The organism is Enterococcus sp. C65, from assembly GCF_040887165.1.
GTDB classification, from domain to species: domain Bacteria; phylum Bacillota; class Bacilli; order Lactobacillales; family Enterococcaceae; genus Enterococcus_B; species Enterococcus_B hirae.
Map to the genome: position 1 here is coordinate 146,317 of NZ_JBFOFG010000005.1, position 14,218 is coordinate 160,534.

The 14,218-nt window shown below is 35.5% G+C and carries 12 protein-coding genes; 2 read left to right on the forward strand and 10 right to left on the reverse strand.

Translation table 11 applies throughout. The features are described from left to right. Positions 1-188: 188 nt before the first annotated feature. The 6 genes from AB3I12_RS07235 to AB3I12_RS07260 all read right to left on the reverse strand — a co-directional run bounded on the left by AB3I12_RS07235 (position 189) and on the right by AB3I12_RS07260 (position 7,989). Positions 189-623, reverse strand: a complete 435-nt coding sequence (locus AB3I12_RS07235) for a hypothetical protein (RefSeq protein ID WP_063626564.1) — start codon at positions 621-623, stop codon at positions 189-191. 93 nt (positions 624-716) lie between these two features. Beyond that, positions 717-2,567 carry an LTA synthase family protein gene (locus AB3I12_RS07240; RefSeq protein WP_196763509.1) on the reverse strand — a complete coding sequence of 617 codons (1,851 nt, stop codon included), beginning with the start codon at positions 2,565-2,567 and terminating at the stop codon, positions 717-719. A 538-nt stretch (positions 2,568-3,105) separates the two neighbouring features. Further along, positions 3,106-3,930 carry an ammonia-dependent NAD(+) synthetase gene (nadE, locus tag AB3I12_RS07245; protein WP_010720037.1) on the reverse strand — a complete coding sequence of 275 codons (825 nt, stop codon included), beginning with the start codon at positions 3,928-3,930 and terminating at the stop codon, positions 3,106-3,108. A gap of 12 nt (positions 3,931-3,942) precedes the next feature. Next, complete coding sequence (locus AB3I12_RS07250; RefSeq protein WP_010738428.1) at positions 3,943-5,415, reverse strand: nicotinate phosphoribosyltransferase; 1,473 nt, start codon at positions 5,413-5,415, stop codon at positions 3,943-3,945. A 422-nt stretch (positions 5,416-5,837) separates the two neighbouring features. Next, positions 5,838-6,560, reverse strand: coding sequence for a toxin Cry1Ac domain D-VI-related protein (locus AB3I12_RS07255; protein WP_231105532.1), 723 nt, complete (start codon positions 6,558-6,560; stop codon positions 5,838-5,840). A 1,060-nt stretch (positions 6,561-7,620) separates the two neighbouring features. After that, complete coding sequence (locus AB3I12_RS07260) at positions 7,621-7,989, reverse strand: DUF1827 family protein (protein ID WP_063626561.1); 369 nt, start codon at positions 7,987-7,989, stop codon at positions 7,621-7,623. A 197-nt stretch (positions 7,990-8,186) separates the two neighbouring features. Between AB3I12_RS07260 and AB3I12_RS07265 the strand changes: the two genes are divergently transcribed. Beyond that, positions 8,187-8,945 (forward strand): MerR family transcriptional regulator, encoded by a 759-nt coding sequence (locus tag AB3I12_RS07265; protein WP_034699548.1) that lies wholly within the window; start codon positions 8,187-8,189, stop codon positions 8,943-8,945. 226 nt (positions 8,946-9,171) lie between these two features. Here AB3I12_RS07265 and AB3I12_RS07270 read toward each other — a convergent pair whose 3' ends face one another. The 4 genes from AB3I12_RS07270 to groES all read right to left on the reverse strand — a co-directional run bounded on the left by AB3I12_RS07270 (position 9,172) and on the right by groES (position 13,037). Beyond that, positions 9,172-10,095, reverse strand: coding sequence for a LacI family DNA-binding transcriptional regulator (locus AB3I12_RS07270; protein WP_063626559.1), 924 nt, complete (start codon positions 10,093-10,095; stop codon positions 9,172-9,174). A 16-nt stretch (positions 10,096-10,111) separates the two neighbouring features. After that, complete coding sequence (locus AB3I12_RS07275) at positions 10,112-10,384, reverse strand: hypothetical protein (RefSeq protein WP_010720043.1); 273 nt, start codon at positions 10,382-10,384, stop codon at positions 10,112-10,114. Positions 10,385-11,087: 703 nt separating this feature from the next. Then, on the reverse strand, positions 11,088-12,713 hold the full coding sequence (gene groL, locus AB3I12_RS07280) for a chaperonin GroEL (protein ID WP_010720044.1): 1,626 nt from the start codon (positions 12,711-12,713) through the stop codon (positions 11,088-11,090). Between the two features lie 39 nt (positions 12,714-12,752). Continuing rightward, the gene (gene groES, locus AB3I12_RS07285) at positions 12,753-13,037 is read right to left on the reverse strand and encodes a co-chaperone GroES (protein WP_010738436.1); all 285 of its coding nucleotides are present in this window, start codon (positions 13,035-13,037) and stop codon (positions 12,753-12,755) included. A gap of 238 nt (positions 13,038-13,275) precedes the next feature. On the opposite strand from groES, the gene AB3I12_RS07290 reads away from it, so the two are divergent. Beyond that, complete coding sequence (locus tag AB3I12_RS07290) at positions 13,276-13,947, forward strand: CPBP family intramembrane glutamic endopeptidase (RefSeq protein ID WP_010738437.1); 672 nt, start codon at positions 13,276-13,278, stop codon at positions 13,945-13,947. The last annotated feature ends 271 nt before the right edge of the window (positions 13,948-14,218 follow it).

Genomic DNA, 14,218 nt, shown 5'->3' on the forward strand with positions numbered 1-14,218 from the left:
CGGTAAATAGCAAAAACCGTCAAGTTGGTTAGGCTTGACGGTAAAAGTGAATTATTCGATCGAGTAATTCAAAATTGTTGTTGGTATAGGTTACTTTCATATAATAAGTGATTGACTGATTTTTATCATAAAAAACATATGATAATTAAATTAAAACACTCTATTTTTCAATGAAACTTTATACTGTTTTATTTTTTCAACAATAAATTTGTCATTTTTTGGATGGCTGAAGAAATATTTTCTGTCGCTTGATCCTGTTTTTCTTCAGAAACATCAAATAAATCATGGTCAACTCCAGACTCTGGTTGGATACTTTGAGTCATTTCTTCACAACCAGCCACGTAGGAAGTATAGGCTTTTTCAAAACTTTTATGAATACCCATTACTTTTGCTGGTGGTCGCAACTGACTGATTTTTTTCAATATCACACGATATTTTTTTGTTCCTTCTTCAAACAAATGAACGATTTCAGCTAACTCTTCTGGAGACAAGTCTTCTGTTTTTTTCTGATCAATCGCTTCTCTGATCACTTGATATTTTGGATGCATCTGTTCACCGATCTCTTCCGTCTCTTTGACCATTCGATCGACTGATTGTACATAATAACCAATATTCGGTAACATTCTTTCTCCTACTTTCGATTTTATTTCTCTTTTATTTTACCTTTTTTTAGCACAATTGAATAGGCTTTCTACCCAGAGTAATAAAGTCATATGTTATTTTTCAAAAAAATTTGTTTGTAAACTGTATTTTTCCCCAGAAACAATATCATATTGAATCATCTCATAAGCTTGATAAAGTTCTGCTTGTTTTTTGTTTAATTGTGCTTCTCGATGCCATTGCCCCTCTTGGTAGTATAGTTCTCGCTCAAATGCTGGTAATTCATTTTGAAGTGCCAACAATAATTGATAAAAACCAGTTGTCTGTTGATTAGTCTGATTCATCAAGTCAGCAGCAAAATAAAAAGGACTTGTAACAGGAGCTTCGGTTTTTTCTAATTCTCCTTGACTATCAAACATCAAAAACTGTGTTTCGTGTAAGGTGTGTTTCTCATTACTATTTTGAATGGTGTCAGAATAGATCCCTGGTAAATGATCTCCCCAGAAAACAACTAGTGTTCTTCTTGATAACTTCTTCAGTTCTTCCGTGAACGCTTTTAAGGATTGGCTACTATACGAAATATCTTGAAGATAATTTTCTAAACTACTTATCCCACTATTATCCTCTGTTTTGGCTGTATATTCGAGCTGCTGATATTTTCCATCATAAGGCATATGGGTTTGCATCGTCACAAGATGGATAAATTGGGGTGTATCGTCCTCTTTTAAAAGATCCATCACTTCTTGATAAGCAGAAGCATCAGAAATGTAGGGATTATCTTCAATGGTGTCTGTATACGTCATCGTATTTTCACTAATAAATTCATCAAAACCTAAAACCTCGTAAACATCTTTTCTTTTGTACATCGAGGTGTTATAAGGATGGATCGCAGTCGTATGATAATTTTGATCTTTCAATGTTGAAACGATCGAAGGTAATTGATTCATTTTGGGTACTAGCATTGTGTAGGGTGTTGTTAATTGAGCATTGAATAGTCCCATTGAAAAACCTGTTAATGCTTCAAATTCGATATTGGCTGTTCCACCACCATAATTTTGAGAAAGCATCTGACCACTATAAGTCTGATCAGCAACCGCATAATAATCTGCTAAAGGATCACCGGTAATTTCCACCCCATTCAAACGACTAGGATCTGAAAAACTTTCGCTCATCACATAAACGATATTCGGTTGTTCTTCTGAGGCAGTTTTATTTTTTTCATCTGCCAGCTTTTGATAGTGTGATGTAATTTCCTTGATTTTTTCTTCAGAGTACCCTTTTGGTTTTTCCATTGGATCGATTTTTAAATTGTATAAGAAACCACCAATAAAACCTGTATTATAATAATTCATCTTTTGACTATAAGGAATCCACAAAGCCGTTTTGTTATATGCTTTACGTAATAAATTATTTGGGTTATTGAAATGACTAATATAAATAAGCGCAAAGATCGTAGTAAATAATGTAATCACTCGGATGGCTTGAAATTTCTTGTCTTTCTTAAAACTCCGATAGATAGCCCAGCAACCACCTGCTACCACCAATAGGATCATTCCTGCTAATAAATAAAACGAGATTGTGCCTGTCATATCTTTTAATAAACCAAACTCTTTGATCATCTTTAGGTCGTCGGGATAAATCGGTTCTTGTCGATAGGTCATTTTTAAATAGTTTGCGTAACCTAATATTCCAATGCCAACAAGATAAAAGAATGTTCCAAAGAGAAAAGAACCTAATACTGCCACTAAAAAAAGGAAGATCATTAATAACACTAAACAAGCTAATAAAAATTTTTCCGTATGCCACGAGAAAGCAAATTTTACAGCTAAATCAAAAGAAAGATCGTTTTGACACCATTGTAAATACAAATTACTTAGTCCAACGACAAAAACGATACTTATCGCCACTAATGTATATTTTAACCAATTTTTCTGTTTGACAGACAATTGATTGAGACTATCTTTTATATGTCTTTTCAAATGGATACTCCTTTAATTCATTTATTATTCGATACCGCTTTCCTTATTTTAATGATTTCCAGATAACAAGTAAAGAACTGTCTGCAAACCCTTATCTTTTTTTATTCGTTGTCCGATTTGATTGCTCACAAATTGTCGACCGTTCAATATCGTATTGTAAAAGCATAACAATAGTATGCAAGTAGCGACTTATAAAAAAGGCGTTAAAAAATCCTCCATGCGTTTATAATCTTAATTAATAGTACTTCATTGACGTACTACTACAGAATAGAACTGAAACCCAATGAATAGCTATTTTTAATCTTTTGTCTTAAATCTTGAAAAAGAACATGCGGTTCATATTCTCTTGATAATAGAAATAACCCGCTATATCCAGAAAATGCGAGAAGCTGTTTTCGGATATAGCAGGTTATTTTTCCATCTGAACTTTACTATGACAACCTTATTTTTTACTAAATGACGAGTTCATTAAAAACAAGCAATGCTACTTCATTCATTGGTGTGATCTTCAACAAAGTTTTTAGGCTTATTTCCAAAAATCATCTAACACTGAGATAGGTAAGTGTCGTTTATGCTGCGTTTTGTTCCACCAAGCTTCAATTTTTTGTTTGGCATCTGTTGGAACTTCTTTACCTTCTAAATAATCATCAATCTCAGTGTAAGTAACACCTAAAGCAACCTCATCGGCGATCAACGGCTTGCCATCTTCCAAATCAGCTGTTGGGATTTTGGTATAAAGTTTCTCAGGTGCCCCTAGTTCTTGTAATAATTGTTTTCCTTGACGTTTGTCCAAGCGGAATAATGGTAATAAATCGGCGCCACCGTCGCCATACTTTGTAAAGAAACCAGTAATGTTTTCAGCTGCATGATCCGTTCCCAGGACTGCGCCTGCATGCCCACCTGCAATTGCATACTGTGTAATCATCCGTTGACGAGCTTTGATATTTCCTTTATTGAAGTCACTGACTTCGATCCCTGCAGCGACTAATTCAGCAACTTGCGCATCGACAGCAGGTTTGATATTCACTCGTAGGCGAACGTCAGGCTGGATAAATTCAACTGCAGCTTTCGCATCCTCTTCGTCTACTTGTTCGCCATAAGGTAAGCGTACAGCGATAAATTGATAACGATCGTCTTGTGTTTCTTCACGCATTTCTTCCATTGCTAATTGAGCCAAACGTCCCGCTAACGTAGAATCTTGTCCCCCACTGATTCCTAAAACAAAAGTTTTTAAGAAAGGATATTTCTTTAAATAAGCTTTCATGAAATCAATACTAGTTCGAATCTCACCTTGTGGATCAATGGTTGGTTTGACACCTAATTCTTGGATAATCTCTTCTTGTAAGCTCATTCTTTTTCCTCCTTAATATTCATTGTATAAAGTAGCTACGTTTTTCTTCATCCGTTCCATCGTAGCCATTTTATGATTCCAACAATCTGTTGATAAATCAACTGGGTATTTTTGTGGATTAAGGTCACGTTTGTACTCTTCCCACAGTGAATCAAGGTTATCACGTGTATATGCTTTGATTTCATCTAAAGTTGGTAATTCATAGACCCGTTCGCCCTTCACGAAAATATCTTGTAAGATAGGTCGAGCTGTAAAGTCACGCACCGTTTTATTGATAAAGGTATGCACAGGATGAAACATAAAAATCTCTGCTTCCTCTCTAGGATCTTCATCCCAAAGCGTAACGTAGTCTCCTTCTGATTTGCCATCAAAATTGCGAGTGATTCGCCACACTTGTTTCTTGCCAGGAGTTGTTACTTTTTCTGCATTGCTGGAAAGCTTGATTGTATCGATCATTTTGCCCTCTTTATCTTCAATTGAAACCAATTTGAAGACTGCACCAAGCGCAGGTTGGTCATAGGCTGTAATCAATTTCGTTCCTACACCCCAAACGTCGATTTTAGCTTTTTGCATTTTTAAATTTAAAATCGTTGCTTCATCTAAATCATTTGAAGCATAAATTTTAGCCTCAGTGAAACCAGCAGCATCTAATTGTTCACGAACACGTTTCGAAATATACGCCATGTCGCCACTATCGATACGAACCCCAAGGAAATTGATTTTATTGCCTAATTCTTTTGCTACACGGATCGCACTAGGCACACCAGATTTCAAGGTGTCGTAAGTATCAACTAAGAACACGCAGTCTTTATGAGTTTTCGCATAAGCCATAAACGCTTCATAATCATTTCCATAAGATTGAACAAGTGCATGCGCATGCGTTCCACTTGCAGGAATCCCAAAGATTTTCCCAGCTCTGACATTACTAGTAGCATCTGCTCCACCGATGTAAGCAGCTCGAGTTCCCCAAACAGCAGCATCCAATTCTTGCGCTCTTCTAGTACCAAATTCTAACAATGGATCATCGCCGATCACTGATTTGATTCTTGCTGCCTTCGTAGCGATCAACGTTTGAAAGTTCACCATATTCAGTAGGGCTGTTTCAATCAATTGACAATGTGCTAACGGACCTTCCACTTGGATCAATGGTTCATTGGCAAACACTAATTCACCTTCACGCGCCGAGCGGACAGTAGCTTTAAATTTAAATTCTTTTAAATATGTTAAAAAACCTTCTGGGTAGATGTCCATTTTGCGTAAGTATTCAATGTCTGACTCACTAAACGTCAAATTTTCTAAATATTCCACAAGACGTTCTAATCCTGCAAACACGGCATACCCATGGTTAAATGGCATATCACGGAAATAGCATTCAAAAACAGCGTGGAGATCCGCACGACCTAATTCCCAGTACGTTTGCATCATGTTGATTTGGTATAAATCAGTATGCAACGTCAAACTGTCATCTGGGTAAATTTTATTCATCTTTATATTACTCCTCTTGGCAAGTTTTCATTTCTTATCCATTATAACAAAAAAACGCTAGAGTAGAAGAAATCTTGATTATTTTCTGAAAAAGGACAAATGAAAATAAATTTATAACCTAGCACAATAATGAACCAACCTCAAAAAATTTAGACTAAAAAGTGACCTTTTTGGTGGTCGATCTTTTTATGGTTACAGACAATTTTGAAGTGAAATTAAAAGTTGTCCAATCTTCCATGATTTTTCCGAAAAAACTGACTTTAATCACCGCTTCTCTCATAAAAGACTACAGACATTAGGCTGTTCGCCCTCCGTACAGCGCAGAGAACAAACAGCCTATGTCAATTTGTTTACTTCCCACTTTTAGGTGTCGTGCCTATAGGAATATTTCAAGAAGTGAAAGGTTATAAACTTTCTATTTTTTATAAATGAACAGATAGTGCTAATAAACTTTCCGCCTTCTTGCATAAATTACTTAAATGAACGATGTCGCATTTTCCTACAGCCTTAAGAATCAGCGTTCTAGATTCTTTGATCGTTTCAGTTGTTGTGTTTGGAGATAATGTGGTATATGTATTGTCGGTAAATAAATGATTTACAGCCTCTACAGCATTTTGGACAGCTGAATCTACTGAATTAGTACTTTCTAATAACAAGCTTTCTGCCTTCTTGCATAAATTACTTAAATGAACGATGTCACATTTTCCTACGGTCTTAAGAATCAGCGTTCTAGCTTCTTTGATCGTTTCAGTTGTTGTGTTTGGAGATAATGTGGTATATGTATTGTCGGTAAATAAATTGTTTACAGCCTCTACAGCATTTCGGACAGCTGAATCTACTGAATTGGTACTTTTTAATAACAAGCTTTCCGCCTTCTTGCATAAATTACTTAAATGAACGATGTCACATTTTCCTGCGGTCTTAAGAATCAGCGTTCTAGCTTCTTTGATCGTTTCAGTTGTTGTGTTTGGAGATAATGTGGTGTATGTATTGTCGGTAAATAAATGGTTTACAGCCTCTACAGCGTTTCGGACAGTTGAATCTGAGACAGTTACTTGTTGAGCTGCATTAACTGTCATGGTATTTATTGTCCCAGCGCTAATGCACAAAAACGAGGTTAATAATAATAGTTTACTATGTTTCATCAAATCAATCCTTTTATGTTTTATTTTTTATCATGACATCCTAAAGTTCATATTCTCTAACCATTAATAAATGTCGGTATTGATTTTTCTCCAAGTAATCGGATAATTATGTTTATTCAATAATAGATGTCTGAATGGGTTTAAATTTGATTATCATCTAAATAAATCATCCTTGGATTCAATAGAGATCTAATAATACATAGTTACATAAACTTAATTTTTTTTCCTAAATAAAAATATTACACTTTGCACTTTCTTATATATTTAACGACCTCCCTTTATCTATAGTAATAAGATTTATGTAACGTATCTCCCGACACTTAGCATTATATACTGATAAAGAGGTACCATCATAAATTTTTTTTTATATTTTAATAAGTATTAGGAAAGATTTATAGTTTAATGTTGGAATTGTTGTAATAAACTAGATAAAAAATGAAGGAAAATCGAGGATTTCTATTATGCCAAGAGATTCAGTTGATAAAGTAAGTAAAATTGTTGCCGTCAACCTGATGATCGAAGAATAATTTTTTGTGAAAGAAGTTAGTCTTTAGCAAAAAAAAACAGGCTCGCCGCTTGTATCGTTGGATTCAAGAAGTTAAAAAATATAAAGCAAGTGCGTTTCTTGGAAAAGGGAACGCACTTTTTGATGCTCATGATGACATGAAGAAGTTAGAACAAGAAAAGCATTACTTAAAAGAGGAACGAAGCTTATAAAAAAGTTCCTAGTTTTTTTGAAGTCAAACAAGCGTCCGATTCCAGTTCAAAAAAACAGAAAGAAGTTTTCTTCTTTCTGTTGAATTTATCCTAAGATTTCTCGTTACCAACATCGTGGGACAAAGAGACTCAATTCAGAGACATCACCTCAAACTCAGATGGAAATATTTAAATGTATTAAAACTTACTACAATACTAAAGGGATGCATTTTGCCTTTGGCCATCCATCCCTAGAGACCTGGAAAAAAATTTTTCTCTTATTCTCTGAACCAAGTATCTAGTTTTTCTTAACAGCTCCAATTTTGAGATCGGTACACAACTTACTCATTTGCAGAAGACTGTTTTATTTGTCCTCCACTGAACGACCTACTTTCTGTTCAACAATAACGATATCTTTATTTGGTCGTTTGAATTGGACACCTGCTCGTTCTAAGTCTTGTTTTACACCAATATGGACCTTGACGTCTTCACGTTCTGCTTTCAAAATACGACGGATTGCAAAATCAATTTCTTGCTTGGTGATTTTTTTCTTCGTATTAATCATCAATAATTGGGATTTTTCATACGTATCAATGTATAAAATCTGTGTTCGATCAAGCGAATAAAGTTTATAGTATTTGATGGCTTTGCTACTAAAGAAAAAATCTACTACTTTAGGATAAAACGTCTTAATATTTAAATTACTTGTAACTGGCGTTTCGATTAATTTCATCTTATTCCTCTTTTCTATTATTATTTATAACAAGCGCCCAACAAAGGAATCGCTTTCAACATGACATATTTAAAGCAGAAAAATTCGTTTTTCTACTTTACTTATTATAACATAAAAATAAACACAAAAAAATATTCAAAATTTCTTGACCTTCTAGTTACGTCAAGGAATAAGATCATTCTATAAGGAGGTTAAGCATGGAATATACTATAAAAAAAATGGCAGAAATTTCTGGTGTTAGTCCTCGTACCCTGCGTTTTTACGATCAGATCCACTTACTGAAACCATCACGGGTGACTGAGTCTGGCTATCGGATCTACACTAGCCAAGAAGTTGACCGACTACAACAGATTTTGTTTTATCGCTCCCTTGATTTTAAGTTAGAACAAATTGCAGAAATTTTAGATAATCCAGCTTTCGATCATCGACAAGCGTTGATCCAACATCAAGAAATGTTACAAGAAAAAAGAAAACAGCTCGACACACTATTAATGACTATTCAACATACACTGGAGAGTTACGAAGGAGGAAAACCAATGAAAGATCATGAGAAATTTGAAGGATTTAAAAAACAAAAAATAATGGAAAATGAAACAAACTATGGACAAGAAATACGAGAAAAATATGGAGACGACACCGTTGAGAAAGCAAATAAAAAATGGCAAAATATGTCTGAAGAAAAATTTGAAGAAATGCAGTCTTTAGAAAAACAACTCTTAGCTGATTTGACAGCTTATTTACAATCAGACTCTGATCAAAAACTAGCATTGAAACTATTTGAAGAACACAAAAAATGGCTTACTTTTAGCTGGCCTTCTTATAGTTCCGAAGCTCATCGTGGCTTAGGCTTATTGTATATTTCTGATGAACGATTCACCGCTTACTATGATGAGCGTTGTGGAAACGGAGCTGCCCAAGCATTGAATACGATCATTCAAACATACGCGGTTGAATAAGTTGTCTTTGAGTGGACGTTCATTTTAGGAAATAAGTAGCGAAGATCTCACTTTATGATCCATCCTGTCAGAATGCAGACACCACATTCTTTCATAATCCATTGACGTCAAAAAGAAACCGAAGCAATCACAAAAATAGGAGAAACTATTTTTGGCTATTCGGTTTCTTTTTTAGTTTTTTGCGTTACTTCGATCTACTTTTGATTCCGCATTAAAACCATTTCGACTATCGCACAATAAATCGATAAGGAATTTTGATTTGATCTTTTTTTTCTTCGATAAAAAGTAGAAAGGCCGTTTCTCCACATTCTCTTAAGCCATGATCAATCGTCGAAAAAGACATTAGCTCACTGATCAACAGATTATCACGACCAACAAGACGTTTTTTACTTTCTAAGATGGAGCTTTGCAAAATACCGGCAGCAACTGTATCTGAATTAGTGAAGACACCATCTACCTTTTTTTCTTTAAAATACGTCGCTGCATTCACCCCTTGTTCATAGTCAATACAGTTCCAAAAAACATTTTCCTCTTTGAAATCGGGAAATATTTTTTTACAAAGTTCCAACGTCACTTTTGTATTAAAACTAAGACGACCACTTCTTCCTAAAGTAACGCCAAGCTTTTCCACGCCTTGTTTTTTTAAATACAATAATGCTTCAGTAATAGATTGTTCACGATCGATAAACACGCAACCAGCTTCTGTTTCTTTTATTTCTTCACAAAAAATGATTGGCCCATACTTTTGATAAGAGAGCAATACATCTAAATTGTTGGCACGAGAAGTAACGATCAAACCATCAAATCGTTTACCTGCAAATTCTTCTAAATACATTCTCTCTCTTTCTGCCTGATAATTTGTTGGTAACAAGGTCACCTGATAATCTTCGTTGAAGGCGACTTCAATGATCCCACTAAGCAATTGATCGAAATAAGGATGATCCGTATAAGGCAGAATAACACCAATATTTTTTGTTTTTCCATAACTGAGCTGTCTGGCACTTGCATTAGGAACATACGATAACTCATTAATGACGGATAGAATCTTGGCACGTTTTGTTTCGTCAACATAAGGATGATTATTGATCACCCGTGAAACGGTAGAGACAGAATAACCCGTCAGTTTTGCAATATCTCTAATGTTTGTCATGCTTTACTAAAACCACCTATGCAAAAAGATTTTCTTGTAAATAGTCTACCACAGCATGCCCACATTCAAAAAATTGATAGAACGTTCCATCATATTCAAAGCTAATACGTTGCCCACCCAGATACGTATCTTTTGCCAATCCACTAATTTCATCTAAAGGAATTTTTTTCATTACCGTTTTATTTAACCCTTGAGGACTAGATAATTCAAGCATTGTTTCGTTAAATTCAACAAAAGCATAAAAATAGTCATTCGTAGCGCCATTGGTCGTTTTGATATAAGTATTCATCAGTAATTCCTCCTTTTTGATGAATTGAGTATAGCTTATGAAACGCGTCTCATAGCAAGATCTTTGCTTCACCTTCTAAAAAAACGAGCAATACGATACATACTTTTGTCTTCGAATCTTTAAACTTGTCTTTGAATTTTTAAAAGCAGAACTTTATTTTAATTATCTAGAAAAATAAGTTCAGGTTCCTCATTAAAACTCTGCTACTATGCATTTAAACCAGTAAATGAGAGGAGTTTTTCAATTGTATAAAAAGCAAAAAAAAGCAGGTATACTGAAAAGAATACTGAGACTAATAAAGAATAAAATAAAGGCCATACTACAACGCATAAGACTATTAAAAATATTGAGAAGAAAACATCGAATAAACGAACGAATGTCTAACCTAGTAAACATTAAAGAATACTGCCTAGTAGAGAAACCTATGCCATTAAAAAGTACAAAGGAAAATAATCACTCCTTGTTGTCTAAGAATGAGAATCTGAAAAATATGAAGAATATAAAGAAGAAAAAGAAAAAAAAAGACAAAAATAGTAGCACATCAAGATCCTCTAGCTTCACGTATATAGGTCGTTCTAGATCATAAGCAACTATCCGCATCGAATGATTGATTAACTAAATATCCCTTAATTTTTTGCCCCTTTTACTTAAAACAAAAAAAAAGAAGAAAGAACCCTTTTATATCAGGGTTCTTTCTTAATTACTACATCATGCCGCCCATCATTGATGGATCCATTGCTGGCGCTGCAGGTGCTGCTGGTTCTGGTTTGTCAGCAACTACTGCTTCAGTTGTTAATAATAGAGCTGAAACAGATGCAGCATTTTGTAATGCTGAACGAGTAACTTTGGTTGGATCAACAATCCCTGCTTCAACCATATTTACCCATTCGCCTGTTGCAGCATTGAAACCTGTTCCTAATTCAACATTTTTCAATTTATCAACGATGACTGAACCTTCATATCCCGCATTTTCTGCGATTTGACGAATTGGTTCTTCTAAGGCACGAACAACGATTTTCACACCTGTTGCAACGTCCCCTTGAGCTTCAACTGCTGAAACTTTGCTGATGACATTCACTAATGCTGTACCACCACCAGAAACCATACCTTCTTCAACGGCAGCACGAGTTGCATTCAATGCATCTTCAATTCGTAATTTCAATTCTTTTAATTCTGTTTCAGTTGCTGCACCAACTTTGACCACTGCAACCCCACCAGCAAGTTTTGCTAAGCGTTCTTGTAATTTTTCACGGTCAAAATCTGATGTTGTTTCAGCAATTTGGTTTTTGATCAATTGAACACGTGCTTCAATGGCTGTTTTATCGCCAGAGCCTTCAACGATTGTTGTGTTATCTTTGTCTACCACAACTTTTGAAGCATTTCCTAGGTTTTCGATTGTTGCATCTTTCAATTCTAATCCTAAGTCGTCCGTAATCACTGTTCCGCCTGTTAGGATAGCGATATCTTCAAGCATTGCTTTACGACGATCACCGAAACCAGGTGCTTTCACTGCAACAACGTTAAATGTCCCACGGATTTTGTTCAAGACTAATGTTGGTAAAGCTTCTCCATCCACATCGTCAGCGATGATCAATAGCGGACGAGATTGTTGTAAGATTTGTTCTAATAAAGGCAAGATGTCTTGGATATTAGAAATCTTCTTATCTGTGATCAAAATGTATGGATTTTCTAAAACAGCTTCCATTTTGTCATTGTCAGTCACCATGTATTGTGACAAGTAACCACGATCAAATTGCATACCTTCAACAACATCTAATTCGGTTTCGATTCCTTTTGATTCTTCAATAGTAATAACACCATCATTACCGACTTTTTCCATTGCATCAGCAATCAAATGTCCCACTTTTTCTGAACCAGAAGAAACAGCTGCAACTTGAGCAATCGCTTCTTTAGAATCTACGACTGTTGAAATGTTGTGTAATTCTTCAACGGCTGCTTTGGTTGCCAATTCGATCCCACGACGAATACCTAAAGGATTTGCCCCAGCTGTTACGTTTTTTAATCCTTCACGAACAATTGCTTGGGTTAAAACAGTAGCGGTTGTTGTTCCGTCACCTGCGATATCATTGGTTTTTGAAGCCACTTCAGAAACTAATTTTGCACCCATGTTTTCAAAGTGATCTTCCAATTCGATTTCTTTTGCAATTGTTACGCCATCATTAGTAATCAATGGTGAACCGTATGATTTTTCTAATACAACATTACGACCTTTTGGACCTAATGTTACTTTTACTGTATCAGCTAATTTATCAACTCCACGTAGCATTGCTGCGCGTGCATCTTCTGCAAATTTCAATTCTTTTGCCATGTCTATTCACCTCATCAAATTTTTTTCGTACTTTTTTATTTATTCAACGATCGCCATGATATCTTTTCCTGCAACGATCAAATATTCTTTTCCTTCAAATTTTACTTCTGTACCGGCATATTTTTCAAACATCACTTGGTCGCCCGCTTTTACAGCAGCAGGAACTTTTTCTCCGTTTTCCAATAAACGGCCTTCACCGACTGCAACAACTGTTCCTGTTTGTGGTTTTTCTTTAGCGGATGAAGCTAAAACAATACCTCCAACAGTTGTTTCTTCTTCTTTTGCGACTTCGATAATGACGCGATCACCTAATGGTTTTAACACGATAAATCCCTCCGATAACTCTTTTTTTGGATTCGTTAGCACTCTTACACATCGAGTGCTAACCTACATTTTTAATAATACTCATACTTTGATTTTTTTGCAAGCTTTTTAAATGAAAGTACACTAATTTTATCCGTAACCGTTAGAAGTCCCTTAGTAATAGCCTCTAAATTGATCTATGTTATAATTAATTTCTATTCTTGCAGTCTACTTCTGCCTATCTTTAAGGAGGTATTTTATGTCATTAAAAAAATATAGTTTCGCTAGTATCTTTTGCTATGGACTCATTTTTCTTTCCCCATTGATCCTTTCCTCTATCGGAATCGTCCATACTGTTACTGACGTGATTACAGCAACGACGATTGCCTATATCCTAGGAGCAATTGTTTTAGCTTTCTTTTATTTCAAGCAAAATGAACCACTACCACTAGAAGCAGCCATTCCTAGTGCTTCGACGCCAAAAATCATCTTATATGGGTTTGTTGGGATTTTCATTGCTTTGATCTTACAGGCGCTTGCAGTAACGTTGGAAACTCTTTTATTTGGTAACAGCGCTCCTTCTGAGAATACGCAAAATATTATTCAAATGATTCTTGAAGCTCCAGCCTTTTTAATAGCTACCACAGTTGCTGGTCCAGTCATGGAAGAATTCGTCTTTCGCCGCAGCATCTTAGGTATCGTTGGCAAATATACAAACTTTTGGATTGGGGCAATTGTTAGTTCCTTATTGTTTGCTTTTGCCCATAACGATGGCCACTTACTGATCTACTTTTTCTTAGGTTTTTTCTTTAGTCTACAATACAAAGCAACGGGAAGAATCTGGACCTCGATGATCACACATGTGGGAATGAATACATTGGTGGTAGTGGTGCAGATCGCCGTTCAAAAGGGCTGGATTGCTGCTTCATAAGCTACTAAACAACCCCTTATCAAAAAGACTCTTCTTATACCATCCACTGACCAGCAACTCTTAGTCGCTGGTCTTTTTTTGTGTCCTTTCCGATCCCGGCTCATTCTCTTAACAAATTTTCCCTTCATAGTCATGAAAAAGATAGATTTATTTAGAGCTATTCATTATGTTTTATCCGCTAGCTACTAGCAGTTTCCATTTATCGTGACACTCGCCATTTCCTCTGTTAACCTTCTCAAAACACTTTGATGGTCTTCTCTAATAGCACACT